This is a genomic window from Sphingomonas sp. NPDC092440, from assembly GCF_044754985.1.
Taxonomy (GTDB): domain Bacteria; phylum Pseudomonadota; class Alphaproteobacteria; order Sphingomonadales; family Sphingomonadaceae; genus Sphingomonas.
Genome location: NZ_JBIVQA010000014.1, coordinates 31998 through 57655 on the forward strand (window position 1 = coordinate 31998; position 25658 = coordinate 57655).

Consider the following 25658-nt stretch of genomic DNA (forward strand, 5'->3'; position numbering starts at 1 on the left):
GCCGTCCCGCCTTGGGGGCGACGGGTCTCGCGTGCCTACATCGCCATGCCGCCGGGCCCGGCGATCATCCACAGCGCCATGCCGATCATGAACAGATTCTCGGTCAGCGAGACGAAGCCCAGCGGCACGTTGCTGCTGCCCCCCACACAGGCGCATTTGAGCGTGCGCCGATCGACATAGACTGCCTTGAACACCGATACCGCGCCGATCGTGCCGATGGTCAGGCCCAGCGGCGCGGCGAACCAGGGCAGCGCGCCCGCGACCATCAGCACGCCCGCCAGCCCCTCGAGAAATGGATATGCATAGGCATAAGGTACCCAGCGCCGCGCGAGCAGGTCGTAGTTGAGGAACATCGACGAGAATTTCTCGACGTCCTGGAGCTTGAGCATCGCGAGCACGCACATGCTGAAGCTCACGAACCATTCGGCCGCGCGCACCGTGAAGGGCGAACCCGTCACCGCGAAGCTTGCCGCCATCGCCAGCGCCGCGGTCATGCCGAACAGCGCGATCACCGGGCGATAGCTGGTCGCGCCCGGCTCGGCGACCTTGCCGCCGAAGAAGCGGCTCAGGTCGTCATTGCCGCCGATCCGCTTGCCGTCGATGAACGTCTGCGGCGTGGTCTGCACGCTGTGCTCCCACTTGAACGCGTCGGTTGCCTCCCGCGTCGTCAGCCAATGATCGTCCACCGTGTAGCCGTGCCGTTCGAGCTGCCATTTGGACTTGATGCCATAGGGGCAGACGTGATCGGGCATCACCATGCGATAGAGCGTCGCGCGCTTTGCGTTTCCAGTCATGGATGCCATATAGGGTCCGTACTATGGTACGGAGTCAAGGCGGGATGCTGACGATCGGAAAATTGGCGGAGGCGGGCGGCGTAGGGGTCGAGACCATCCGCTATTACCAGCGCCGCGGGCTGCTGGCCGAGCCCGAGCGCGGCTATCATGGCGGGGTGCGGCGCTATGGCGAGCAGGACGTGCGCCGGCTGCGCTTCATCCGTTCGGCCCAGGCGGCGGGCTTCACGCTCGAGCAGATCGGCGAGCTGCTCGCGCTCGATGCGCGCGACGACCGCCCGCGCGCCCGGGCCCTGGCCCGCGAGCAGATCGCCGTGCTCGACCGCAAGATCGCCGAGCTCGCCGCCGCGCGCGACGCGCTGGCCCGGCTGGCGCGCGAATGCGGCGGGGGCGGTGCCGGGCCGTGCCCGATCCTCACGGCGTTCGACGGATAAATCCGCCGTTCATTTCGCACGCGCCACGATGCCGCGAAACGGGGAGGGGCGGATGCGCATTCTGTTCGGGCTGATCATGGCGTTCGGGCTGGCGGGGGCCATGCCCGCATCGGCGAAGGACGCGCTCTCCCTAACCCCGGGCACCGAGACCGCGGCGGACGGCCGCCCCGTCCGCTACGAGATCGGCGCGATCGAGGTTCCCGAGAGCCGCGCCAAGCCCGGCAGCCGGCGGATCACGGTGGGCGTGCTGCGGATCAAGGCGGCGAAGCCGGGCGGCCAGCCGCCGATCTTCCTGCTCGTCGGCGGCCCCGGCGTCACCATGCTCGACACGATCGGCGATCCGAGCCCGGCGGCCAGGCGTCGCCTGGGGAGCTGGCTCGATTACAGCGCGACCAACGATCTCGTGATCGTCGAGCAGCGCGGTTATACGCTGCGCGGCGACATGCTGGAGCTCCGCTACCCGGCGATGCCGCTCGACCGGCCCGCGACGATCGAGGACGATGTCGCGGTGATGCGCAGGCTCGCCAATGAGGCGGCCGCCGCCAATCTGGGCCGCGACCTTTCCGGCTACACGATCGCCGAATGCGCGGACGATGTCGACGCGGTCCGCCGGGCGCTCGGCTATCCGAAGATCGGGCTGATGGGCGCCAGCTTCGGCTCGCAATGGAGCTTCGCGGTGCTGAAACGCCATCCGGGCACGGTGGCGCGTGCGCTGATCGCCTCGGCCGAGCCGCTGAACAACGGCTATGACATGCCCGGCCATGTCTTCGCCGTGCTCCAGCGCGTCGCGTTCGAGGCGGAGCAGGACCCGGCGCTGCGGCCCTTCATTCCCCAGAGCGGCCTGATCGCGGCGGCGCGCACGGTACGCGATCGCTTCGCCAAGGGGCCGATCACGGTCGACCTGCCCGAGGGCAAGGTCGTGATCGGGCTCGGCGATTACCAGCAGTCGCTGTTTGCCAAGGTGATCAACGCCGCGGGATGGCCGGCCTTTGTCATCAATCTCTATCATGGCCGCTACCAGGCCTGGGCGCGCGAAGTGGCCGAAGGGCGCAAGGCGGGCACCCAGTCGCTGATCGGCCCGCTGATCGACACTGCCACCGGCGTCACTGCCGCGCGGCTGGCACAGCTGGAAAGCGATCCCGCGCTCGACATGCTCGGCCGCTGGAACTTCGCGGCCTACACCGCCTCGGCCGGGCTGTGGCCCAGCACGGACCTGGGCGACGGCTTTCGCCTGCCGGTGCGCGACGAGACGCCGATCCTGTTCGTCCAGGGCGATTGGGATGCGAACACGCCGATGGAGAATCTGCTCGACCTGCTGCCCTGGTTTCCCAATGCCCGCGCGCTGATCGTTCATCGCGGCCAGCACAATGGGCCGATGCCGCTGCTGCGCGACCACCCCGATATTGCCGCTGAAGTGCTGCGCTTCCTGCGCGAAGGAGGGATGGCGGAGCTGCCGAGCCGCGTCGAGGCGGCGCCGATCAAGTTCGCGCTGCCGGCCGCCAGCGGCTGAACCAGCGCGCGATCAGCGCGGCGGCGACGGGGAATGCCAGGGCATGGCCGGCGATGCCGATCAACCGCAGCGCCATCACGCCGGTGATCGGCCCGATCAGTCCGGCCAGCGCCAGTCCGCCGCTCGCGATCAGCAGGCGATGGATCGCCGTCTCGCCGCGAAACGCCGGGGCCATCAGCAGCACGGCAATCGCGAACAGCCCGTCCCAGGCGAGGATGTCGAGCGCATGGGGCAGGGAGGGCCAGGCGAGCGCATCGTTCATGCCCCCCAGTGCCAGGGTCGACAGATGCACCACCCCGGCCAGCGCCATCGCCGCGGCCATGCAGGGGAGCGCGAGACGAGTGGAACCTGGGGCCAGCCCGGTGCCGCGCACGGCCGCGGCCAGGCCGAGCGGGAATGGCGCGAGCAACAGGATCAGCACGTCCATTGCCGTGAACCAGGACGCGCCGGGCGAAGCGGCGGTCGCGAGCCCGATCGCCAGCACCAGCAGACAGGCAAGCCCCAGCCCCGCCACCCCGGCGCCGGAGACGATGCCCAGCAGGCGCACGGCGGAGGCGGGAGTACGCGGCATGCGCGCATTTCACTCCGCCCGGGCGCCTTGCGCAAGCGGTGCTTCGTCCGATCCGCGCCGCGTTCCGCCGCGAACCGGCAATCGGTTCATTCGGAGTTCAGTCGCCGCTCCGTTCCTCGGGCGAAACGAAGTCGCGGGGGAAGGCGATATGCGGGGCGGAATCCGGGGTATGGCGGCGGCGCTGGCATGTGCGGCGCCGCTGGCGGCACAGGCGCAGACGGCCCAGGTCGCCGGGCGCTGGATCGTCACCGTCGATTATTTCGGCACGCCGACCATCTGGACGCTCGACATCAAGCAGGACGGCAACCGGATCAGCGGCGACCTGACCGGCGACGTGCTCACCGGCACGGTGAAGGGCAGCGAGATCCGCTTCCTCGCCAAGGACACGGTAGGCGGCTCGGAGGACGTGACTGCCCGGCTGGTGAATGGGCGGATCGCCGGCGAGATGATCCTGGTCGACGGCGGGGAACCGGCGCGCACCCCGCATCGCCTTTCCTTCACCGCCGAGCGCGCGCTGCAGCCGAACGGCGCGGCGCCGCGCCGGCACGAATTCGTCCCCGATCGCTTCCACCGCCAGTTCTCGGCGCTCAACCCGCCGGTGCTGCACGTCAATCCGGGCGACACGATCCACACCACGACGATCGACGCGGCGGGCATCGACGCCCAGGGCGTGCGCCGCGCCGCGCCGGGCAATCCGCAGACCGGCCCCTTCTATGTCGACGGCGCCATGCCCGGCGATACGCTGGTCGTGCGCATCCGCCGGCTCCGGCTCAACCGCGACACGGCGATCAGCACCAACGGCATGACGGAGCGCGGGCAGGATGCGCGCACCGCGGTGCGGATGGCCGGGCTGGGCAAGCCCGTCACCTGGCGGCTCGACCGCGACAAGGGCATCGCCACGCCCGAGGCGCCGGGCGATGGGCTGAAAGGCTATTGGGTGCCGGTCCGGCCGATGCTCGGCGGCATCGGCGTGGCGGTCGATCCGCGCTCGGCCGCGCCGGGATCGGGCGATGTCGGCCGGTTCGGCGGCAATATGGACTTCAACGAGATGGGCGAGGGGACGACCGTCTATTTCCCCGTCGCGGTGCCGGGCGCGCTGCTCTATTTCGGCGACGGCCATGCGCTGCAGGGCGATGGCGAGACCACCGGCGATGCGCTGGAGACTTCGATGGACGTCGAGGTCGAAGTCGATCTGGTCCGCGGCAAGAGCGCCGGCCAGGTCCGCATCGAGACGCCGACGCATCTTGTCGCGATCGGCCTGGACGGCTCGCTCGACGCATCGTTCCGCAGCGCCAGCTCGAGCATGTTCGCCTGGCTGGCGGCGGACTATGGCCTCGCCCCGGCCGACATCGCCCAGGTCTACGGCACCGCCGCCGAATATCGAGTGAGCGCGGTGCCGGGCCGGGCCGCGGGGATCGTGCTCAAGATCCCCAAGGCGCGCCTCGCCACGCTGCCGGGCGCGCCGAAGCCGTGAGGCGGGCCGGCCTCAGCTGTGCAGGAAGTGCATCACGTCGCCGTCCTTGACGACATAGGCCTTGCCTTCGGCGCGCAGCTTGCCCGCCTCGCGCGCGCGGGCTTCGCCGCCCAGCGCGACATAATCCTCGTACGCGATGGTCTCGGCGCGGATGAAGCCCTTCTCGAAGTCGCTGTGGATCACGCCCGCCGCTTCGGGCGCGCTGGCGCCGGCATGCACCGTCCAGGCGCGCGCTTCCTTGGGGCCGACGGTGAAGAAGGTGAGCAGGTGGAGCAGCTTGTAGCCGGCGCGGATCACCCGGGCGAGGCCGGTCTCCTCCAGCCCCAGCTCGGCCAGGAACTCGCCGCGGTCCTCCACCGGCATGGTCGCGATCTCCGCTTCGATCGCCGCCGAGACGACCACCGCCTCGGCGCCTTCCGCCCCGGCCTTCTCGAACACGCGCGCCGAGAAGGCGTTGCCGTTGGCGGCGTCCTCCTCGTTGACGTTGCACACATAGAGGACGGGCTTGGAAGTGAGCAGCTGCGCCTGGCGGAAGATGCGCTCCTCGTCCACGTCCTTGGGCTGGGTCAGCCGCGCGGGCTTGCCGTCGCGCAGCAGGTCGAGCGCCTGGCCAAGCACGCTGGCCGCCGCCTTGGCCTCCTTGTCGCCCTGCGCTGCCTTCTTCTGGAAATTGGGCACGCGCTTCTCGAGGCTCTCGAGGTCCGAGAGCATCAGCTCGGTCTCCACCGTCTCGGCATCGGCGATCGGGTCGACCTTGTTGTCGACATGCTGGATGTCGTCATTCTCGAAGCAGCGCAGCACATGGACGATCGCGTCCACCTCGCGGATGTTGCCGAGGAACTGGTTGCCCAGGCCCTCGCCCTTGCTCGCGCCGCGCACCAGCCCGGCGATGTCGACGAAGCCGAGCTGCGTCTCGATGATCTTGGCCGAGCCCGCGATGGCGGCGAGCTTGTCCAGCCGCGCATCGGGCACGGCGACGTTGCCGACGTTCGGCTCGATCGTGCAGAACGGATAGTTCGCCGCCTGCGCCGCCGCCGTCTCGGTCAGCGCGTTGAAGAGCGTGGACTTGCCGACGTTCGGAAGCCCGACGATGCCGCAGCGGAAACCCATGTGAAGCCTGTTCCAATGTATTGGGAAAGGCGCCCCGATAGAGGCAATGCGCCGCTTTTGCCAGCGCGTTGACTTGGAGAAGGCGCATGGCAGAGTGCCGCGGCAAAAGAGGGGAGAGAAGCAATGATCCGTATCGGGAATCTCGCGACGGCCGGCCTCGCGCTCGCGCTGGGCCTGTCCGCCTGCGACGACAGCGCCACCAACAAGAAGGCGAACGAGGAAGCCGCCGCCCGCGCCGCCGATGCCGAGAAGGCGCAGAAGCTCAAGGACAGCGTCGAGCATAATTTCGACTGCCTCGCCGCGCTGCGTTGGCAGAAGGCGGCGGTCGCCGCCGCGGCGGGCGACACCAAGGCGTACGAGGATTTCTATCGCGGGAAGCTGGAGGCCTCGCTCGGCGACCAGACCCTGCCCGCGGGCGAGGACGGCGCTCCGGCGCTTTCGCGCGCGACGATCCAGCAATATGCCGACTGGGCCTATCCCAAGACGGTCGCGGCCAAGTTCCGCGCGGGCAAGGACAGCAATGGCGACGGCACCGTTTCCGATGTCGAGCGCAGCGGCCGCGGGTTCAACATGGTCGGCCAGTGCGTCCAGTTCGCCGCCGAGATGGGCACGGGCCCGCTGGCGGGGAAGGACAAGGTGGCGCGCATGTTCAAGATCGAGGCGCTCCGCAAGTCGCTGAAGGACCGGGAAGCCTGATCCGCGCCGCGACCGCCCGTGGCGCTTCGGCGACGGGCGGTTGCGGGTTGCCGTGCGCGGCTCCGTCCCCGCGAGGGAGGCAGGCGACGCCGGGACGCGCGGTTTCGCCTTTCCAGGCCCTCAAAACGCCGCATTGGAACCGGATTAGCCGGTCCGTCCGGCTTGACTGGGGGCCGTTCATCTGGGGTACAGGGGAAAGCCCTTTCGGTGCCCGCGTGTTTTTGAGGAGCAGGGAATGATTCGCCGTCACATGTTCATGAGCGCGCTCGCCGCGACGGTTGCGCTGTCGGGCTGCGGTGGCGGCAAAAGCGGCGCCACGCCGACGCCGACCGCCAGCCCCACGCCGACGCCGACGCCGTCGCCCACCTATGCGACCTTCCCGCTCAGCGCGCCGACCGAGTTCAACACCTATAGCGCCGCGATCAGCTATACCGGCGATCCGGCGACCAGCGCGGTCACGCTCGGCGCCGCCAGCACCGAGACGCTGTCGACCCGCGTGCGCCTCGCCACGGATTCGGCGATCAACACCGGCACCTATGTGATGCGCGAGAACCAGGAGGAATCGCGCTTCTGCGTGCCGACCGGCCAGACCTGCACCTCCACCCTGGTCACGCCCTCCGCGGCGACCAACCCCGAGTTCATCTTCCGCACCGACGATGCGACCACCGCGGGCAAGTTCACCCAGGTCGAGTATCTGAACAACGTGATCCCGACGACGCTGACCAACGATGCCGGGCTGGCGCTCACGCGGGTGAGCTACGCCAATTGGTGGCGCGGCGATTCGACCGCGGGCCAGAAGCGCCTGGCCTATACCGCCTGGGGCTATTCCACCGCGCTCTCGGACATGCCGACCACCGGCACGGTCAGCTATAGCGACCGGATCACCGGCCGCCTGGTCAGCACCGTCGGCACCACCACCGCGATCAACAAGGTCACCGGCACGGTGACGATGAACGTGAACTTCGCCACTGGCGTGGTGGACATGACCTTCACGCTCAGCACGATCCCGGCGGGCGGCGGCACGCCGGTCGCCTATGCCAACTTCACCGCGCAGGGCGCGATCCCGGTCGGCCAGAACCAGTGGACCGGCAGCTTCACCAATGCGAGCCCGCTCTCGGGCACGCTGGCGGGCGGCTTCTTCGGCTCGCAGGGCGAGCAGGTCGGTGTGGTCTTCTCCGCCTCGGGCACGCTTGGCGGCGCCCAGCAGCGCCTGATCGGCGTGGTCATCGGCAAGAAGTAAGCCGCTCCGGCTTCACGAGACAGGGAAGGGGCTCCGGTTCGCCGGGGCCCCTTTTCTTATGGCGATCATGCCGGTCGCGAACTTCGGCAATGCCATCCAGCCCCTCGGGAAGGCCGGGCTCCCATTGACGGGGTTTGCTGATTGGAGCCCGACCCTGGTCACGACTCAATCGGCAAACCCCGTCATCCCCGCGCAGGCGGGGATGACGAAACCAGTCAAAGCCTTGATCGAGTCCCGATCCCAAACTGGGGACTCATATTCTGCCTTCGTCACCCCGGCGCAAGGCCGGGATGACGGTAGAAAATCAGATACTTGCTTGGGTTCCCAACCTAGAACCAGCCTGCTTCCTTCAGCGTCGGCGCATAGGTCCGGCTCACGGGCGTCATGAGGCCGCCGACAAGACGGACTTCGCCCGCGCCCCGCCGCCAGCGCACCCCCTCCACGGCATCGGCGGCAACCCACCAGGAGCGATGGACCCGCCAGCCATGGGCCCGTGCCAGTTCCTGCAGCGCGTCGGCAAAGCGCAGAGTGATCAGTTCCTCGCCGGCGTCGGTATGGACTTTCAGATAATGATCATGCGCCTCGATCGCGATCAGCCGGGCCCCGCGGCGTTTCGCCGAAAGCCGTTGCCTGAAGGCCGCCTCGGCCTCGGGCAACGGCGGGGCGATCACGGTGCGGGTCTCGATGCGCCCGGGCAGGCGCCGCCAGGCCAGGGTGCGGACCACCAGCACTGCCAGCAGGATGGGCCATACCTGCCAGAGCAGCCGCTCATAGCTTCGCCACCCGAACGGCCCGCCGATGAGAAAATGCTCGGTAGCCAGCACCAGCAGTGACACCAGCGGCGTCATCAGCACCGAGACCAGCGCCACCCTTGGCCAGGTCTTCGCCATGCGCCGGCGCAGCAGGTTGTCCGCCACCACTCCGATCAGCCCGCCGCCGACCATGCAGATCATCCAATAGGCATAGCGCCCGACGAAGGGCAGGCGCTCCGAGGCGAACGGGCCCAGGAATCCCATCAGCAAGCCGATCGCCACCAGCATGGCGATATCGATCGACCATCGCCGCGCCGCCTGCCCTGCCTGCCCCATCGCCTTACCGTCCATGCGGCTCCGTTCGCGCAATCCTGGCACCATTCGCGAAGCACGGCCTAGCGAGCCGCCGCCTTGCCGGCAACGAGGTTCGGCGAGACCGCCAATGGAGGCCCGCTTGACCACCACCACCGCACCCTCGCCGTCCGGGGCCATGCCCTGGCCTGTCCGCATCGCCTGGCTGATCCTGGCCATGCTCTGCCTGGGGATCGCCCTTTATTCCGCGCATTATCTGCTGCATCCGCCCCGCAAGCCGGCCGAGGCGCTGCACAACCCGCAAGGGGTCCCCTGGCTCTTCGTCCATGTCGCCGGCGCGATCACTGCGCTGGTGCTGGGCTCGTTTCAATTCCTGCCCGGCCTGCGCCGAGGGGCGTCGCCGCCGCACCGCTGGATCGGCCGGATCTATGTCCTGGGATGCCTGGTCGGCGGGGCGGCGGGGCTGATCCTGGCGCCCGGATCCTCCGCGGGCCCGATCGCCGCGGCGGGCTTCGGCAGTCTCGCCCTCCTGTGGATGGCAGTGACTCTCCAGGGTTGGCGCGCAGTTCGGCAAGGCCGCTTCGCCGAGCATCGCCGCTGGATGATCCGCTCCTGGGCGCTCACCCTGGCGGCGGTCACCCTGCGCGTCTATCTGCCGCTGGTCATGGCCTTGGACCTGCCGTTCCTGCCCTGGTACCGGGCGATCTCGTTCCTGGCCTGGGTCCCGAACCTCATCGTGGCGGAGCTCTGGCTGCGCCGCGCGGACGCGCGGGGCCAGGCCGGTTCATGATGGTGCTGCCCATGGGCGGGGCGTTGGGAATGTCTGGCGCGATCGGATAGTGTAATGGCGCGATCCGATGCTGATACCTGGACACTCACGCGATAGATTGGCGCTCGTCATGAAGATGGAGACATGAGATGGCCAAGACGATCCTGATCACCGGAACCTCGAGCGGCCTTGGCCGTGCCACGGCCAGGCTTTTTCAGGCGAAGGGGTGGAACGTCGTCGCGACGATGCGCGACCCTGCGTCCGAAACGGAATTGACGCAGCTTGCCAACATCCTGGTCACGCGCCTCGACGTTCAGGATGTCGCGTCGATCGCCGCCGCGGTGGCAGCCGGCCTGGCCAGGTTCGGGCGTATCGACGCCCTGATCAACAACGCCGGCTATGGCGCCTATGGCCCCCTGGAGGCAACGCCCCTGGAAAGCATTCGCCGCCAATACGACGTGAACGTCCTTGGCCTGATGGCAACGATAAAAGCCCTGCTGCCGCATTTTCGGACAAACCGGGGCGGCACCATCGTCAACATCTCGTCGATGGGCGGACGGATCGCCTTCCCGACCGGCTCGCTCTATCACGGTACCAAGTTCGCCGTGGAGGGGCTTTCCGAAGCGCTGCAATATGAGCTTGCGCCGCTCGGCGTCCGTATGAAGCTCGTCGAACCCGGCGTGATCGCCACGGATTTCGGCGGAAGGTCCTTCGAATATAACAACGATCCGGCCCTTGCCGAATACCAGCCCCTTATCCAGGGCATGGGACAACTTATGAACGCGATGGGGGAGCACACGTCGCCGCCGGAACTGATTGCGGAAGTCGTTTACGAAGCGACGACGGACGAGAGCGATCGGCTCCGCTACATTGCCGGCGCTGACGCGGAGCATTTCCTGGCCGCGCGCTATGCGTCAAGCGACGCGGAGTTCTTTGCTTCCATGAGGGAGCAATTGGGGATGGCTTAAGTTGGAGACGCATGTTCCCTCGTTCCGTCATCCCCGCCGTCGCGGGGATGACGATTGAAGGAATATGAGTCCTCAACCCGGGCGCCCGCGTGCGAGAAACGAGAATGGCCCCATCGGACACTTACGCAATCGACACGGCATGGCGGATGGTCCTCAAGGACCTCGGTATCGCCGCGGCCGACGCCCTGCGGCGCGCCGGCCTGTCGGACGATCTTCTGCAGCACCCCTCGGTCCGCCTCCTGCCCGATGAATATCACCGCCTGTGGAGAGGAATGGAGGCGGAATCGGGCGATGAACTGCTTCCGCTGCGGGTGTGCGAAGCGATCCGCAGCGAGGCTTTCTCGCCGCCGCTCTTCGCCGCACTGTGCAGCCCGAACCTCGTAACGGCCGTCCGCCGCATCGCGCAGTACAAGCGGCTGATCGCGCCGATGCGCCTCGAGGTGTCGGAGGGGCATGACGGGATGACGCTGGAGCTCCTATGGACCTGTGCGTCCCGGCCGCCGGATTCGCTGGTCCTGATGGAGCTGCTCTTCTTCGTGTCGCTCGCCCGCATGGGTACGCGCGAGGCAGTGATTCCAGTTGCGGTGACGACGACCGCCTTGCCCTCGCCGATCGCCCCCTATGAAGCATTTCTGGGCGTGAGCCTGAAACGGGGAGCGTGCCACCAGCTCGGCTTCAGCGCGGCGGACGCGACGCGGCCCTTCCTGACCTCGAATGCGCGAATGTGGGAAACGTTCGAACCGCATCTGCGCCAGCAGCTCGCCGAACTCGACGGCGCGGTCACGATGTCGCAACGCGTTCGGGCGGCGCTTCTCGAGGGAATTCCGAGCGGCCGTGTTTCGATCGAGGCGATCGCCGGGAAACTCGCGATGAGCAAGCGGACCTTGCAACGGCGCATCGAGTCCGAAGGCGCCAGCTATCAGCAGCTCCTGGCGGAAACGCGTGAAGCGCTTGCGCACCACTATCTGAGGAGGACGGCCCTGCCCCTGGCGGAAATCGCGTTCCTGCTCGGCTTCGACGAGCCGAATTCCTTCTTTCGGGCATTCCGTGCGTGGACCGGCGGAACCCCCGAGGAAGTGCGCCATGCGCGCTGAACCCTGCAGATGGGGAAGGCGGGTTTCGCGGAAGGCCGCTATCGTCGGGCCCTGGGGCCCCCGACTCAATCAACAGACACCGTCATCCCCGCGAAGCCGGGGATAACGGCTGAGGGAATATGAGTCCCCAACCTAGGTTGAGAACCCAAACAAGTATCTGATTTTCCACCGTCATCCCGGCCTTGAGCCGGGATCCCGCTTCTTCTTCCGTCAGCAAGGCAGCGGGACCCCGGCTCAAGGCCGGGGTGACGAAGGAGGAATATGAGTCCTCAACCTAATCCTGCAGCCGCAGCGCCACGTCGCTCATGAAGCGCGCATCGTCGCCCGCCGCCAGCCAGGGCGCTTCCGCGGCGATGGCGCCGAGCATGTCGGTCAGGGGCTCGATCTCGCTCTTGGCATAATTGCCCAGCACATAGCCGTGCACGCGGTCCTTGTGGCCGGGATGGCCGATGCCGATCCGCACGCGCCGGAAATCGGGGCCGATATGCTTGTCGGTCGAGCGCAGGCCGTTATGCCCCGCAGTGCCGCCGCCGCGCTTCACCTTCACCTTCATCGGCACCAGGTCGAGCTCGTCGTGGAACAGAGTCACGTCCTCGGGAGCGAGCTTGTAGAAGTCCATCGCCGCGCGCACGGCGCGCCCGCTCTCGTTCATGAAGGTGCCGGGCTTGAGCAGCAGGATCTTCTGGTTGCCCACCCTGCCTTCGCGCACCCAGCCCTGGAACTGTTTCTTCTCGGGCGAGAAGCCATGGGTCTCGGCAATGGCGTCGACCGCCATGAAGCCCACATTGTGCCGGTGCATCGCATATTGCGGGCCCGGATTGCCCAGGCCGACCCAGAGCTGCATCGCATGTTCCTGAAAACGAAAATCGCCCCCGCACCTAGGATGCGGAGGCGATTTTTTGAACCCGCAAGTTCGGGAGCGGGATTACTCGCCCTCGCCCTCGGCGGCAGCCTCGGTCTGGGTGGTATCGCCTTCGCTCGACTTGAGCGCCGACGGGGCAACCACGGTCGCGATGGTGAAGTCGCGGTCGGTGATCGCCGGGGTCGCGCCCTTGGGCAGGGTCACTGCCGAGATGTGCAGCGAGTCGCCAACCTCGAGGCCCTTGAGCGAGATCTTGATCTCGTCGGGGATCTCGGCCGCATCGACCACCAGCTCCAGCTCGTGGCGGACCACGTTCAGCACGCCGCCGCGCTTGATGCCGGGGGCCGCTTCCTCGTCGGTGAAGACGATCGGCACGTTCACGTGCACGGTGGCGTGCTCGCTGATGCGCAGGAAATCGGCATGGACCGGACGATCGGAGACGGGGTCGAACGCCACGTCCTTGGGCAGGGTGCGCTCGCCGCCGATCATCACGACCGAGTTGAAGAAGTGCCCGGTCATGAGCAGCTTCGTCAGTTCACGCTCGGAGACGTGGATGCTCTTGGGATCCTGCTTGTTGCCGTAGATCACGGCGGGGACGCGGCCTTCACGACGAAGCGAACGGGAGGCTCCCTTGCCAACCTGCTCGCGCGCCTCGGCCGACAGCGTAAGCGTATCGCTCATGTGTCGTTCCAATTCGCTAGTGTTGTATCAATGCAACCGGCCAGGCCTCCAGGGATGACCCTGGCACGGAAGGCGGGCGCATAGCGGGGGAGCGGGGGAAAAGCAAGGAAGTCTTCTCCCTCTCCCCGCTCGCGGCGAGAGGGCCGGGGAGAGGGGAAGCATGTCCTGGCCCGCAGGCGTGGGTGCCGGCTGCGCAGCCCTGCCCCTCTCCCCACCCTCTCCCCGAACGGGGAGAGGGTGAAACGATCACACCAGCTCCGGCAGCACCGCTTCGAGCTTCTCGAAGCTCTGGCTCCAGCCTTCCTTCATGCCCGCCAGCGCCGGCAGCAGCTCCTCGCTCGCCTGCAGCACTATCGTGGTCATGTGCATGCGGGTGCCGCCGCCAGGCGCGTCGGTGAAGGCCATGGTGGTGCGGTGCTCGATGCCCCAGCTGCCGTCCGCGCCCTGGAAGGCGCGCAGGACCATCACCAGGCGATCCGGGCGGTCCACCACTTCATATTCGCCGTGCACCGGGTTGGTGCCATAGGGCTCGGGCCCGCGCATATCGAGGCGGATGCTGCCGCCCGGCCGCGCATCGCTTTCGGCGAAGGGAATGTCGAAATGATGGGGTCCCCACCAGCGGGCGAGATGCTCTGCCTTGGTCATGCAGTCGAACACCAGGTCGCGCGGCGCCGCGAAGGTGCGGTCGATCGTCACTTCATAGCCGACACCGATTTCGGTCATGGTCATTTGCTCTCTCCATTTCGTTGCAGTTCAGCGAGATACGCGTCGAGATCGTCGAACTTGGCGTCCCAGAAGCGGCGATATTCGGCGAGCCAGTCGCTCGCCGCCTTGAGCGCGGCGGGCTCGAGCCTGGCCGGGCGCTGCTGCGCGACCCGGCTGCGCGAGATCAGCCCCGCATGCTCGAGCACCTTCAGATGCTTGGTCACCGCCGGCCCGCTCATCGCGAAGGGCTGGGCGAGCTCGCCCACCGAAGCCTCGCCCAGCGCCAGCCGCGCCAGGATCGCGCGGCGGGTGGGATCGGCCAGGGCGGCGAAGGTGTTGCTCAGTCGGTCCATATCTAACTCATCAGTTATATAACCAATCAGTTAAATCAAGGCCCGGGCGATGTCAATCCCGTGGTGACCCACTGCCTTTGGTGAGGGGCGGGGTCGCGACTCACTCGGCCAACCCCGTCGTCCCCGCGCGGGCGGGATGACGGAGGCAATCGCAAAGGTCTCGACCTAGGAGGGGACGCGCTCCACCTTGAGGCCGCGTTTGGCCAGCTCGGCCTGCACGCTGGCCTCGCCCGCCAGATGCCCGGCGCCTACCGCCACGAACACGGTGCCGGGCCGGGCCATCCGCCGCTGGATCCAGTCGGCCCAGTTGCGGTTGCGGCGGACGAGCAGCGCCTCGGTCACTTCGGGGGCGCCGGCCATGTCTTCGTTGACCAGCTTCGCCAGCCCTTCCGCATCGCCCTTGCGCCAGGCGGCGACCGCCCGGTCGATCCTGCTGCCGGCCCGAGGCAGGTCGTCGATCGTCTCGATCAGCAGCTTGCGCTGGGCGGGCAGGGGCAGGGCATCGAAATAGCCGAGCTGCTGGCGCGCGGTCTCCAGCCCCTCGATCTTCTTGCCCCCGGCCCTGGCGGCATCGGCGAGCACCCGTTCGGCGCCCTGCTTGTCGTCATAGCCGAGCTGGCGGAGCGGCATCACCGAGAGCAGGGTCGCGGCCAGCCAGGGCTCGGCGCGGTCGAGCGAATCGGGCGCCATGCCATATTCGGGCAGCGCCGCGCGCATCCGGGCCGCTTCCGCCGGGGGGAGCTGCTCGGGCAGGGGCGGGCCGCCCTGCGCGGTGCCGAGCTCGGCGACGATCTTCTGCATCTCGGCATCGGGGGGCATCACCAGCTCGAGCACCAGCGTGTCGGACCGGTCGAACGCCTGCTTCACTCCGCCCTGGAACCAGGCGATGCCGGGCTTGAGCACATGGACGGTGCCGAACAGATAGATGGTGGTGTCGTCGTCCTTGACCACCCACAGCGCCGGATCGGCCCTCTCCGTCGGGGCGGGCGGCTGCTGCCCGCAGCCCCAAAGGGCCAGCGCCAGCAATGCAGGGAGCAGGCGGCGGATCATGGGGCTTGCGATCATCGCCAACCGGTAGCCGCGAACCGCGTCCCGATCCAGCGCGGCGGCGGTGCGGGATTGACCGGCATTGACCGGCAGGAGGGGAGGCGCCAAAGCGCGGGGCTATGGCAGAGCCTCTCAGCTTCCAGCGCATGATCCTCACGCTCCATGACTATTGGGCGGAGAAGGGCTGCGTGATCCTCCAGCCCTATGACATGCGCATGGGCGCGGGCACCTTCCACCCGGCGACGACGCTGCGCGCGCTCGGCCCCGAGCCGTGGAACGCCGCCTTTGTCCAGCCCTGCCGCCGCCCGACCGACGGCCGCTATGGCGAGAACCCGAACCGCGGCCAGCATTATTACCAGTATCAGGTGATCCTGAAGCCGAGCCCGCCCGACCTGCAGAACCTGTATCTCGGCTCGCTGGCGGCGATCGGCATCGACTTCACCCGGCACGATATCCGCTTCGTCGAGGATGACTGGGAGAGCCCCACGCTCGGCGCCTGGGGCCTGGGCTGGGAAGTCTGGTGCGACGGGATGGAAGTCACCCAGTTCACCTATTTCCAGCAGATGGGCGGCTTCGACTGCAAGCCGGTCGCCGGCGAGCTCACCTATGGGCTCGAGCGCCTGGCGATGTATCTCCAGAACAAGGATTCGATGTTCGACCTCGCCTTCAACGATGCGGGCGTGACCTATGGCGACGTGTTCCTTGAGAACGAGCGCCAGATGTCGAAGTATAATTTCGAGGTCGCCGACACCGAGATGCTGTTCGACGGCTTCCGCAAGGCAGTGGCCGAATGCGAGAACTGCCTGGTCAACAACATCCCCATCGCCGCCTATGAGCAGGCGATCGAGGCCAGCCACCTGTTCAACCTGCTGCAGGCCCGCGGCGTGATCTCGGTCGCCGAGCGCCAGGCCTATATCGGCCGCGTCCGCGACCTGGCCAAGGGCAGCTGCGAAGCCTGGATCCAACACATGACGCCCGCCTGGAACGCCAAGTACCCGGAGTGGACGGTATGAGCCTGGCCGAAGACTTCCTGCTCGAACTCCGCTCGGAGGAGATTCCGGCGCGCATGCAGGAAAAGGCGCGCACCGATCTGGCCGCGCTGTTCGAGGCGCGGCTGAAGGCGCTCAACCTGCCGTTCGAGAGCATCGAGAGCTACGCCACGCCCCGCCGCCTCGCGCTGATCGCGCGCGGCGTCGCCGCGATGACCGCGGCCGCCAGCGAGGAGCGCAAGGGCCCCCGGGCCGATGCGCCGGCCCAGGCGATCGAGGGCTTCCTGCGCTCGACCGGGCTCAGCCGCGAGCAGCTGGTGGAGCGCGACGACGGCAAGGGCGGCAAGCTGCTGCTCGCCGTGATCGACCGTCCCGGCATCGCCGCCGGCTCGGTGCTCGCCAGCGCGATCACCCATGTCGTCACTGCCTTTCCCTGGCCCAAGTCGATGCGCTGGGGCGCCGCTTCGGAATCGACCGAGAGCCTGCGCTGGGTGCGCCCCTTGCAGGGCATCATCGCGCTGCTCGGCGACAGACTGGTGCCGGTGGAGATCGCCGGGGTGAAGAGCGCCGCGGTCACTGTCGGCCACCGCTTCCACCATCCGGGCGGGATCACGATCGGCTCGGCCGCCGACTATATCGAGAAGCTGCGCGCCTGCCATGTGATCGTCGACGGCGCCGAGCGCCGCAACATCATCGCGCTGGGCGCCAAGATGGCCGCGCAGAAGGCTGGCCTGACGCTGATCGAGGACGAGGGGCTGCTCTACGAGAATGCCGGCCTCACCGAATGGCCGATGCCGCTGCTCGGGCGCTTCGATCCGGCGTTCCTCGACGTGCCGCCCGAGGTGATCCAGCTCACCGCGCGCGTGAACCAGAAATATTTCGTCTGCCGCGACGCGGCGGGCAAGCTCACCAATGCGTTCGTCTGCGTGGCGAACATCGACGCGACCGACGGCGGCGAGAAGATCGTCGAGGGCAACCAGAAGGTGCTCGCGGCGCGGCTGAGCGATGCGCGCTTCTTCTATGAGACCGATCTCAAGACCCGGCTCGAGGCGCTGACGCCCAAGCTCGGCAAGATCGTCTTCCACGAGAAGCTGGGCACGGTGGCCGACAAGGTCGATCGCGTGGCGAAGCTGGCGCGGTGGCTGGCGGAACAGGGCGTGGTCAAGGCGGACCCCGACCAGGCCGAGCGCGCCGCGCGCCTCGCCAAGGCCGATCTCGTCACCGGCATGGTCGGCGAGTTCCCCGAGCTCCAGGGCCTGATGGGCGGCTATTACGCCGCCGCCCAGGGCGAGCCGGCGGCGGTGGCCGAGGCGATCCGCGATCACTACAAGCCGGTCGGGCAGGGCGATGACGTGCCCGGCGCGCCCGTGACGGTGGCGGTGAGCCTGGCGGACAAGCTCGACAGCATCACGGCATTCTTCGGCGTTGACCTGAAGCCCAGCGGCTCGAAGGACCCCTTCGCGCTCCGCCGCTCGGCATTGGGCGTGATCGCGCTGATCCTCGACAACGGCCTGCGCTTCCCGCTTGCCAAGTCGGTCAGCCAGGACGTGCTCGACTTCTTCGCCGACCGCCTCAAGGTCCAGCAGAAGGAAGCCGGCGTCCGGCACGACCTGATCGACGCGGTGTTCGCGCTGGGCGGCGAGGACGATCTCGTCCGGCTGCTGGCCCGGGTGAAGGCGCTCCAGGCGTTCGTCACATCGGACGAGGGCCGGAACCTGCTTGCCGGCTACAAGCGTGCCGCCAATATCCTCAAGAAGGAGAATTGGGTCCCCGGCGAAGTCGCGGATGCCGGCATCTACGAAGCCGAGCCCGCCGAGTCCGCGCTGATCGAAGCGCTCGACGCCGCCGAGCCCAAGGCCGAGGCAGCGATCGCGGCGGAGGATTTCGAAGGCGCCATGGCCGCGCTCGCCTCGCTCCGCGCACCGATCGACAGCTTCTTCGACGACGTCACCGTCAACGATCCGGACGCGCAGAAGCGCAACGCGCGCCTTGCCCTGCTCGCCCGCATCCGCGACGCAGTGAACAACGTCGCCGACTTCTCGAGGATCGAGGGATGAGCGCGGCGGGGCAGGGGCTTCCGGTTTCACCGGAACTCTTCGCCGCGCTGTTCCTCCTGTTCTTCCCTTTCTTCTGGCTCGCGATCATCGCCCTGATCGCGAACCAGGGATGGCGCAAGGTCGCCCGCGCCTATCCCGCCACGTCCGATCCGCCCTATTCCGCGCGGCGCTGGCGCTTCGTGTCGCTCAACATCGGCGGATCGCTGCGCTCGCCCAACTATGGGTCCTCGGTCGAGGGCTGGACAGCGGAATCAGGCCTCTGGCTGCGTCCGTTCCTGATCTTCCGCCCCTTTCATCCGACGATCCACGTGCCCTGGGCACGCGTGCAGTCGGTCGAGCGCGAGCGCAGGCTGGTGGGCGAGCGGGTGCGCGTAAAGCTGGCGGGCGAAGTGCCGGACCTGTTGTTCGTGGGCGCGCTCGGCCGTGCGCTCCTCGAGCACCAGCGGGACAAGGCGGGAGGGGCAAAAGGCTAATGGCCCCGGCATTTATCTTGGGTAACCGGTGTCTTCGTCACTTGTCCCCAATCATAGCAAAACTTGCGCTATGACAACGTAGTCAGCGGGTTTCCCCCTGTTCGCACCTGCGGTAGGCGGCGCCAACGAACGAAGGGCTTTGCATGACGCAATATGTGTACCGCTTCGGCGGCGGTGTGTCGGACGGGGGCAAGGGCGACAAGAATCTCCTCGGCGGCAAGGGCGCCAATCTCGACGGCATGGCTTCGATCGGCCTGCCGGTGCCTCCCGGCTTCACGATCAGCACGCCGATGTGCGCGGTCTATTACGACCAGGGCGGCATCTTCCCCGATAGCGTGAAGTCCGAAGTCGCGAACGGCATCGCCCATATCGAGGCGATCACCGGCAAGAAGTTCGGGGACGCCGGCGATCCGCTGCTGGTCTCGGTCCGCTCGGGCGCGCGCGCATCAATGCCCGGCATGATGGACACGGTGCTCAACCTTGGCCTCAACGACACCACTGTCGTCGGCCTCGCCGCGATCAGCGGTGACGAGCGTTTCGCCTGGGACAGCTATCGCCGCTTCATCCAGATGTATTCCGACGTGGTGCTCGAACTCGATCATGGCCGCTTCGAGGAAGCGCTGGAGATCGCCAAGGAAGATCGCGGCTACAGCCTCGACACCGAGCTGAGCGCCAAGGACTGGCAGGCGCTGGTCGCCGAATACAAGGCGCTGGTGCAGGAGCTGTGGGGCAAGCCCTTCCCGCAGGACGTGCACGACCAGCTCTGGGGCGCGATCGGCGCGGTGTTCGGCTCGTGGCAGTCCGAGCGCGCCAAGGTCTATCGCCGCCTCAACGACATTCCGGGCGACTGGGGTACGGCGGTCAACGTCCAGGCGATGGTGTTCGGCAACATGGGCGACACCTCGGCGACGGGCGTGGCCTTCACCCGCGATCCCTCGACGGGCGAGAACGCCTATTATGGCGAGTTCCTGATCAACGCCCAGGGCGAGGATGTCGTCGCCGGCATCCGCACGCCGCAATATCTCACCAGGGCGGCCCGCGAGAAGGCGGGCGCCAGGCCCGCCTCGATGGAAGAGGCGATGCCCGAAGTGTACGCGCAGCTCGCGGCCGTCTTCGAGACGCTCGAGAAGCATTACCGCGACATGCAGGACATCGAGTTCACCGTCGAGCGCGGCAAGCTCTGGATGCTGCAGACCCGCTCGGGCAAGCGCACCGCCAAGGCCGCGCTCAAGATCGCGGTCGACATGGCGAGCGAGGGGCTGATCACCCGGGACGAGGCGATCCTGCGCGTCGATCCCGCCGCGCTCGATCAGCTGCTCCACCCGACGCTCGATCCCAACGCACCGCGCGACGTGCTCACCAAGGGCCTGCCCGCCTCGCCCGGCGCGGCTTCGGGCATCGCGGTGTTCGACAGCGACACCGCCGAGAAGCGCGCCAATACGGGCGAGGCGGTGATCCTGATCCGCGTCGAGACCAGCCCTGAGGACATTCACGGCATGCATGCGGCGAAGGGCATCCTCACTGCGCGCGGCGGCATGACCAGCCATGCGGCGGTGGTCGCGCGCGGCATGGGGCGCCCCTGCGTCTCGGGCGCGGGCACGCTGGCGATCAACGCACGCGAGAAGCTGTTCCGCGTCGGCACCCGCGAGGTCCGCGAAGGCGATCTCGTCACGATCGACGGTGCGACCGGCGAAGTGATGCTGGGCGCGGTGCCCACTGTGCAGCCCGAGCTGGCCGGCGATTTCGGCACGCTGATGGAATGGGCGGATGCGAAGCGCCGCCTGAAGGTGCGCACCAATGCCGAGACTCCGCTTGATTGCCGCACCGCGCGCGATTTCGGCGCGGAAGGCATCGGCCTGTGCCGCACCGAGCACATGTTCTTCGAGCCTTCGCGCGTCACCGCGGTGCGCGAGATGATCCTGGCGGCCGACGAGGCCGGGCGCCGCGCCGCGCTCGACAAGCTGCTGCCCGAGCAGCGCAGCGATTTCGCCGAGATCTTCGAGGTGATGGCGGGGCTGCCCTGCACGATCCGCCTGCTCGATCCGCCGCTGCACGAGTTCCTGCCGCACGAGGAGGCCGAGTTCGCCGAAGTGGCGGCGGCGGCGGGCCTCGACGTCGAGACGCTGAAGCGCCGCGCGGCCGAACTGCACGAGTTCAATCCGATGCTCGGCCATCGCGGGTGTCGCCTGGGTGTGACCTATCCCGAGATCTACGAGATGCAGGCCCGCGCGATCTTCGAGGCGGCCGTGACGGTCGCGGAGAAATCGGGCGAGGCGCCGATTCCCGAAGTGATGATCCCGCTGGTCGCCACCGCCAAGGAACTGCAGCTGATGAAGGCGGTGGTCGACAAGACTGCCGAGGCGGTGTTCGCCGAGACGGGCCGGCGGATCGACTATCTGGTCGGCACGATGATCGAGCTGCCGCGCGCGGCGCTGCGCGCGGGCGAGATCGCCGAGGTGGGCGCCTTCTTCTCCTTCGGCACCAACGACCTGACCCAGACGACGCTCGGCGTCTCGCGCGACGACGCGGCCAAGTTCCTCACCACTTATGTGGAGAAGGGCATCTATGCCAAGGACCCGTTCGTCAGCCTGGACGTGGAGGGCGTGGGCGAGCTGATCGCGATCGCCGCCGAGCGCGGCCGGGAGACCCGGCCCGACATCAAGCTCGGCATCTGCGGCGAGCATGGCGGCGATCCGGCCAGCATCGCCTTTTGCGAGGAGACCCGGCTCGACTACGTCTCGGCCTCGCCCTATCGCGTGCCGATCGCCCGGCTGGCGGCGGCGCAGGCGGCGTTGCGCCAGGGGTGATCCTCGCGGCGCTGCTGCTGCTCCAGGCAGACCCGGCGGACGCGCTCCGCCGGGAGTTGCTGGCGGCAAATAGCGCCACGGCGGTGCTCCAGCGCCGCTGCGCCGAGCCGATCCGCGCCGAGGTGGACCGCGCCGGGCGGAAGCCGGCCACGGCCGGACAGCGCGCGGATCTGGGCGTCGGCCCGGCCGAGCCGGTCGCCTATCGCAGCGTCGTGCTGAAATGTGGCGCGGTGGCGCTGTCGATCGCCGAGAACTGGTATGTGCCCGCCCGGCTGACGCCCGGGATCAATGCGGCGCTGGCCGGCGACACGCCGTTCGGCGCGGCGATCCGCCCGCTCGCGCCCAGCCGTCGCACCCTGGGCATCGCGACCCGGCGCGAGGATGCATCGGTTGCCCCCCATGCCCTGCGGCAGCGGGCGATCGTGCTGGACGGGCAGGGACGCCCGCTGGCCGAAGTGATCGAGAACTACACGCCCGCGCTGCTCGGCCTGCCCGTGCGGCACTAGGGGGAGAGCCGGGCAAGCCTCTGAAATTACTTCCGTCATCCCGGCGAAAGCCGGGATCTCAAGCGGAGGCGCAGGGAAGGAGCCGCACGAGATCCCGGCTTTCGCCGGGATGACGGCAGGATTGCCATATGGGGTTTCGCCCGCTTTGCGCGGTGCGCCGGTCAGGCCGTAGCCTGTTTCTCCCTCTCCCCTTCGGGGAAAGGGTCGGGGAGAGGGGGAGTGCGGCGAATGCGCGGCTCTTGCCCCTCTCCCGGCTTCGGCTCCGCCTCGCCGCTCTCTCCCCCCAGAGGAGAGGGAGAATTCTAGCCGAACTTCTCCGCATGCTCGCGCTCGTTGCCGGCGCGCAGCAGCGCGGCTTGTTCGCGCCAGCCCTGCCCGGCGACCGTGCCCGGCGCGATCTCCAGCCGCTGCTCCAGCGCGGCCTCGTCAGCGGGGGCCATTTTCTCGATCTCGCGATAGGTCTTGATGCCCAGCTCGTTGAGCCGTTTCTCGCGCGCCTCGTCGATGCCCTTGATCCGCGCGAGATTGTCACGGCCCCAGCCGAACCAGCCGCGCCAGCCGGCGCCGGGCGCATCCTCCACCACGGGAGCAGGCGTCGGCGCCTGCCTGCGCGCGGTCGCCAGCTCGGCCTGGAGCGCGCGGATGCGCTCCTCGGCCTCGTCGCGGTAGCGGGCATGCTCCAGCTCCTCGTCCTGGTAGCGCTCGCGCCATTTCGCGCCGCCGGAGCGGCTGGCGAGGCCCAGGAACCAGCCGCCGACCAGAGTCAGCCCCAGCGCCGCGAACTGCGTCGCCGTCTCGAACGGAAGCGCCATGGTCCGGCGGCCCTAGTGCGCGTGCTCGGGATGCGACGGCTCGGCCTCCGCTGCCGGAGCGTCATGCGCCGGTGCGGCGGGAGCGGGGTCGGCATGCGCCGCCGCGGCGGGCGCAGCTTCTGCCGGCGCGGCCTCGACATGCGCCGCTTCCGCCGGGGCGGGCTCGGGGGCAGGCTCGGCCGGTGCCGGCTCGGCATGCTGCTCCACTGCATGGGTGACGGCGGCACCGGCGGCCGCGCCGGCGACGGCGGCTGCCGCCACGGTGGCGGTCGAGTGGCCCTCGGGCTCGGCGGCGGGCGCAGATGCCGCAACGGGAGCCGGAGCGGCAACGGGCGCGGTCGCGGCGGCTCTCAGCCGGGCATTCTCGGCCTCGAGATCGCGGATGCGGCGGGCGGCGTCGCGCAGATCGCTTTCGGCGCGGTCGCGATAGCCGGCATTCTCGGTCTCCGCTTCCTCGAGGCGCTCGCGCCACTTGCGGCCGCCGCTGTGGCTGGCGAGCCCCAGGAACCAGCCGGCGATCAGCGTAAGGCCCAAGCCCGCGACCTGCGTGATCGTCTGGAACGGCAAATCATGCATCGAGTCGACCTCCCCTTAGTCTGGCGGGAAGCTATCCCGCCCGGGAAGGCCGCGCCACCGGAAAGGTTAAGGGCCCTTCGAGATCAGCGCATCGTTGATCGAGCAGGCCGCCGGCCCGAGGATCACGACGAACAGCACCGGCAGGATGAACAGGATCAGCGGCACGGTCATGATCGCGGGCAGGCGGGCGGCCTTTTCCTCAGCGCGCATCATGCGCTCGTTGCGGAACTCGGCCGAGAGCACGCGCAGCGCCGAAGCGAGCGGCGTGCCGTATTTCTCGGTCTGGATCATGGTGGTGACCACGCCGCGGATCGAATCCAGGTCGATGCGCTCGGCGAGATTCTCGAAGGCCTGGCGGCGATCGGTGAGGAAGCCCAGCTCGATCGCGGTCAGCTGGAACTCCTCGCCCAGCTCGGGATAGGCCTTGCCCAGTTCCTTCGACACGCGCGCGAAGGCGGCGTCGACGGTGAGTCCCGCTTCGGCACAGATTACCAGCAGGTCGAGCGCGTCGGGCAGGCCCTTGCGGATCGCCGCGCTGCGCTTCTGGATCTTGTTCTTGAGGTAGAGGTCCGGGAACTTGTAGGCGAGGATGAAGCTGCCGGCGACCAGGCCATAGGCCTTGATCGGGCTCCAGTCCGCGAACATCGTGGTGCCATAGACCAGATAGAGCACCGGCCCGCCGATCGCGATCGGCAGCACCAGGCGGCCGAAGATCACCGCGACCGCGAATTCCTTGCGGCGAATGCCCGCCTGGAGCAGCTTGGTCTGCGCCTGCTTGACCTGGCTGTCCTGCAGCACCTTCATCGAGGAGAGCAGCGAGCGGATGCGGTCGGTGGTCTCGTTCTTCTGGACCAGCTTGGCGCGGCGCTTCGAGGTGGAGGCGGTGATGCCGGCCTTCAGCTGCTCGCGGCGCTCGTTGAGCGACTTGACCCGCTTCGCCATCGGATCGCGCACCGTGGTGGCGGCGTAGATCGCCAGCAGCACCGCGAAGGCGGCGACGGCCGAGAGGATCGTCGCCACCGAGATGACGTCGACGCCGAGCAGCGTGGGGCCGGGGGAAGGAGGGTTCATGCCGCTAGATCTCGAAATTGACCATCTTGGCCATGATGAAGGCGCCGATGCCCATCCAGAGCAGGCCGCCGCCGCCGGCGATCATCAGGCGCTGATCCGCGAAGAAATTGGCCATGTAGTTGTTGTTGATGAACCAGACGAGCGCGAAGACGATGAAGGGCAGCGCGCCGACGATCAGTGCCGATGCCTTGGATTCCGACGACATCGCCTTGATCTTCAGCTTCATCTGCGCGCGCTTGCGCAGCACGTCGGCCAGGTTGGCCAGCGTCTCGGCCAGGTTGCCGCCGGTCTCGCGCTGGATCTGGATGGTGATGGTGAAGAACTGGAATTCGGGTGTGCCGAGCCGGTCCGCGGTTTCCTGCAGCGCGGTGTCGAGCGACTTGCCGATCTTCATCTTGTCGCTCACCGCGCGGAATTCCTCGCCGACCGGGCCGTCGACTTCCTGGCCGACCACGCCGATCGTCTCGGTGATCGGCAGGCCCGAGCGCAGCCCGCGCACGAGCAGCTCGATCGCGTCGGGAAACTTGGCGGTGAACCGGGCGATGCGGCGCTTGATGAAGAAGCCGACCACGAAGTGCGGCAGGCCGACGCCCAGGAACAGGCCGATGCCCAGGCCGAGCAGGATCGGCAGGCCCTGGAGCATGATCAGCCCGGCGGGCACCAGCGTGAGCCCGGCGCTGACCATCATGTACTGGCCGAGCGTCCAGGGCTTGCCGGTCATGCTCAGCCGCTTCTGAAGCAGCGCGGGATTGGGAAGGAAACGCGCGGCGGTGACGTCCATGCGCGTGGCGCGGGCGGCGGCGACGCGGCGCATCTGCGCCTCCATCGCATTGGCGCCGACGGCGCTCACCACATGGCGCTCGCGCATCGTCTTGACCCGGCGCGCGCCCGCCCGCTCGGCCGACGGGCCCGAAAAGGCGAGCACCATCAGCGCGAGCACCACGAAGGTGCCTCCAGCGAGCATCAATACCGGCAGCATCTCCACGCCGCACCAACTC

General features: G+C 68.2%; 26 protein-coding genes. 13 read left to right on the forward strand and 13 right to left on the reverse strand.

What is annotated here, in order from left to right:
- Nucleotides 1-35 precede the first annotated feature (35 nt).
- Nucleotides 36-794, reverse strand: a complete 759-nt coding sequence (locus ACIQCS_RS19680; protein WP_401531539.1) for a MauE/DoxX family redox-associated membrane protein — start codon at nucleotides 792-794, stop codon at nucleotides 36-38.
- Between the two features lie 44 nt (nucleotides 795-838).
- On the opposite strand from ACIQCS_RS19680, the gene ACIQCS_RS19685 reads away from it, so the two are divergent.
- Together ACIQCS_RS19685 and ACIQCS_RS19690 are read left to right on the forward strand one after the other, a co-directional pair.
- Complete coding sequence (locus tag ACIQCS_RS19685) at nucleotides 839-1225, forward strand: MerR family transcriptional regulator (RefSeq protein ID WP_345848337.1); 387 nt, start codon at nucleotides 839-841, stop codon at nucleotides 1223-1225.
- A 52-nt stretch (nucleotides 1226-1277) separates the two neighbouring features.
- Nucleotides 1278-2735, forward strand: coding sequence for an alpha/beta hydrolase (locus tag ACIQCS_RS19690; RefSeq protein WP_401531541.1), 1458 nt, complete (start codon nucleotides 1278-1280; stop codon nucleotides 2733-2735).
- Here ACIQCS_RS19690 and ACIQCS_RS19695 read toward each other — a convergent pair.
- Nucleotides 2704-3306, reverse strand: a complete 603-nt coding sequence (locus ACIQCS_RS19695) for a hypothetical protein (protein ID WP_345848334.1) — start codon at nucleotides 3304-3306, stop codon at nucleotides 2704-2706. The genes ACIQCS_RS19690 and ACIQCS_RS19695 overlap by 32 nt on opposite strands.
- 148 nt (nucleotides 3307-3454) lie before the next feature.
- On the opposite strand from ACIQCS_RS19695, the gene ACIQCS_RS19700 reads away from it, so the two are divergent.
- Complete coding sequence (locus ACIQCS_RS19700) at nucleotides 3455-4780, forward strand: acetamidase/formamidase family protein (RefSeq protein ID WP_345848331.1); 1326 nt, start codon at nucleotides 3455-3457, stop codon at nucleotides 4778-4780.
- Nucleotides 4781-4792: 12 nt separating this feature from the next.
- Here ACIQCS_RS19700 and ychF read toward each other — a convergent pair whose 3' ends face one another.
- Entirely contained in the window at nucleotides 4793-5890 is a 1098-nt protein-coding gene (gene ychF / locus ACIQCS_RS19705) for a redox-regulated ATPase YchF (protein ID WP_345848330.1), read from the reverse strand.
- A gap of 123 nt (nucleotides 5891-6013) precedes the next feature.
- Here ychF and ACIQCS_RS19710 point away from each other — a divergent pair, with 123 nt between their 5' ends.
- On the forward strand, nucleotides 6014-6586 hold the full coding sequence (locus ACIQCS_RS19710; protein WP_345848329.1) for a hypothetical protein: 573 nt from the start codon (nucleotides 6014-6016) through the stop codon (nucleotides 6584-6586).
- A 235-nt stretch (nucleotides 6587-6821) separates the two neighbouring features.
- Complete coding sequence (locus ACIQCS_RS19715; protein WP_345848328.1) at nucleotides 6822-7826, forward strand: transferrin-binding protein-like solute binding protein; 1005 nt, start codon at nucleotides 6822-6824, stop codon at nucleotides 7824-7826.
- A gap of 329 nt (nucleotides 7827-8155) precedes the next feature.
- Here ACIQCS_RS19715 and ACIQCS_RS19720 read toward each other — a convergent pair whose 3' ends face one another.
- Nucleotides 8156-8929: a LytTR family DNA-binding domain-containing protein gene (locus ACIQCS_RS19720; protein WP_345848327.1), complete on the reverse strand. Its 774-nt coding sequence runs from the start codon at nucleotides 8927-8929 to the stop codon at nucleotides 8156-8158.
- A gap of 103 nt (nucleotides 8930-9032) precedes the next feature.
- Between ACIQCS_RS19720 and ACIQCS_RS19725 the strand changes: the two genes are divergently transcribed.
- The 3 genes from ACIQCS_RS19725 to ACIQCS_RS19735 all read left to right on the forward strand — a co-directional run bounded on the left by ACIQCS_RS19725 (nucleotide 9033) and on the right by ACIQCS_RS19735 (nucleotide 11721).
- On the forward strand, nucleotides 9033-9680 hold the full coding sequence (locus tag ACIQCS_RS19725; RefSeq protein ID WP_345848326.1) for a DUF2306 domain-containing protein: 648 nt from the start codon (nucleotides 9033-9035) through the stop codon (nucleotides 9678-9680).
- A gap of 128 nt (nucleotides 9681-9808) precedes the next feature.
- Entirely contained in the window at nucleotides 9809-10627 is an 819-nt protein-coding gene (locus tag ACIQCS_RS19730) for an SDR family oxidoreductase (protein ID WP_345848325.1), read from the forward strand.
- A gap of 146 nt (nucleotides 10628-10773) precedes the next feature.
- Nucleotides 10774-11721: an AraC family transcriptional regulator ligand-binding domain-containing protein gene (locus ACIQCS_RS19735; protein ID WP_345848323.1), complete on the forward strand. Its 948-nt coding sequence runs from the start codon at nucleotides 10774-10776 to the stop codon at nucleotides 11719-11721.
- Nucleotides 11722-11995: 274 nt separating this feature from the next.
- Here the strand turns inward: ACIQCS_RS19735 and pth are convergent, their stop codons facing one another.
- The 5 genes from pth to ACIQCS_RS19760 form a co-directional block, all read right to left on the reverse strand.
- On the reverse strand, nucleotides 11996-12565 hold the full coding sequence (gene pth, locus ACIQCS_RS19740; RefSeq protein ID WP_345848320.1) for an aminoacyl-tRNA hydrolase: 570 nt from the start codon (nucleotides 12563-12565) through the stop codon (nucleotides 11996-11998).
- Nucleotides 12566-12646: 81 nt separating this feature from the next.
- A complete protein-coding gene (locus ACIQCS_RS19745; RefSeq protein WP_086131043.1) occupies nucleotides 12647-13264 on the reverse strand; it encodes a 50S ribosomal protein L25/general stress protein Ctc in 618 nt (205 codons plus the stop codon).
- Nucleotides 13265-13510: 246 nt separating this feature from the next.
- Nucleotides 13511-13993, reverse strand: a complete 483-nt coding sequence (locus tag ACIQCS_RS19750; RefSeq protein WP_345848319.1) for an SRPBCC domain-containing protein — start codon at nucleotides 13991-13993, stop codon at nucleotides 13511-13513.
- Nucleotides 13990-14322, reverse strand: coding sequence for a helix-turn-helix transcriptional regulator (locus ACIQCS_RS19755; protein WP_167301130.1), 333 nt, complete (start codon nucleotides 14320-14322; stop codon nucleotides 13990-13992). Before ACIQCS_RS19755 ends, ACIQCS_RS19750 begins: the two co-directional genes overlap by 4 nt.
- Nucleotides 14323-14487: 165 nt before the next feature.
- Entirely contained in the window at nucleotides 14488-15372 is an 885-nt protein-coding gene (locus tag ACIQCS_RS19760) for a TraB/GumN family protein (protein ID WP_401531546.1), read from the reverse strand.
- 116 nt (nucleotides 15373-15488) lie between these two features.
- Between ACIQCS_RS19760 and ACIQCS_RS19765 the strand changes: the two genes are divergently transcribed.
- The 5 genes from ACIQCS_RS19765 to ACIQCS_RS19785 all read left to right on the forward strand — a co-directional run bounded on the left by ACIQCS_RS19765 (nucleotide 15489) and on the right by ACIQCS_RS19785 (nucleotide 22201).
- Nucleotides 15489-16382 carry a glycine--tRNA ligase subunit alpha gene (locus tag ACIQCS_RS19765; RefSeq protein ID WP_345848314.1) on the forward strand — a complete coding sequence of 298 codons (894 nt, stop codon included), beginning with the start codon at nucleotides 15489-15491 and terminating at the stop codon, nucleotides 16380-16382.
- Complete coding sequence (gene glyS, locus ACIQCS_RS19770; protein ID WP_345848311.1) at nucleotides 16379-18415, forward strand: glycine--tRNA ligase subunit beta; 2037 nt, start codon at nucleotides 16379-16381, stop codon at nucleotides 18413-18415. Before ACIQCS_RS19765 ends, glyS begins: the two co-directional genes overlap by 4 nt.
- Complete coding sequence (locus tag ACIQCS_RS19775) at nucleotides 18412-18888, forward strand: hypothetical protein (protein ID WP_345848310.1); 477 nt, start codon at nucleotides 18412-18414, stop codon at nucleotides 18886-18888. Before glyS ends, ACIQCS_RS19775 begins: the two co-directional genes overlap by 4 nt.
- A gap of 143 nt (nucleotides 18889-19031) precedes the next feature.
- Entirely contained in the window at nucleotides 19032-21695 is a 2664-nt protein-coding gene (ppdK, locus tag ACIQCS_RS19780) for a pyruvate, phosphate dikinase (protein WP_345848309.1), read from the forward strand.
- The gene (locus ACIQCS_RS19785; protein ID WP_345848308.1) at nucleotides 21692-22201 is read left to right on the forward strand and encodes a hypothetical protein; all 510 of its coding nucleotides are present in this window, start codon (nucleotides 21692-21694) and stop codon (nucleotides 22199-22201) included. The genes ppdK and ACIQCS_RS19785 overlap by 4 nt, the downstream gene beginning before the upstream one ends.
- Before the next feature lie 302 nt (nucleotides 22202-22503).
- Here the strand turns inward: ACIQCS_RS19785 and ACIQCS_RS19790 are convergent, their stop codons facing one another.
- From ACIQCS_RS19790 to ACIQCS_RS19805, 4 genes are all read right to left on the reverse strand, one after another.
- Nucleotides 22504-23013, reverse strand: a complete 510-nt coding sequence (locus ACIQCS_RS19790) for a hypothetical protein (protein ID WP_345848306.1) — start codon at nucleotides 23011-23013, stop codon at nucleotides 22504-22506.
- A gap of 12 nt (nucleotides 23014-23025) precedes the next feature.
- Complete coding sequence (locus ACIQCS_RS19795; RefSeq protein WP_345848305.1) at nucleotides 23026-23589, reverse strand: hypothetical protein; 564 nt, start codon at nucleotides 23587-23589, stop codon at nucleotides 23026-23028.
- Nucleotides 23590-23655: 66 nt separating this feature from the next.
- Entirely contained in the window at nucleotides 23656-24660 is a 1005-nt protein-coding gene (locus ACIQCS_RS19800; protein WP_345848304.1) for a type II secretion system F family protein, read from the reverse strand.
- Nucleotides 24661-24664: 4 nt separating this feature from the next.
- Nucleotides 24665-25645, reverse strand: coding sequence for a type II secretion system F family protein (locus ACIQCS_RS19805; protein WP_345848303.1), 981 nt, complete (start codon nucleotides 25643-25645; stop codon nucleotides 24665-24667).
- Nucleotides 25646-25658 lie beyond the last annotated feature (13 nt).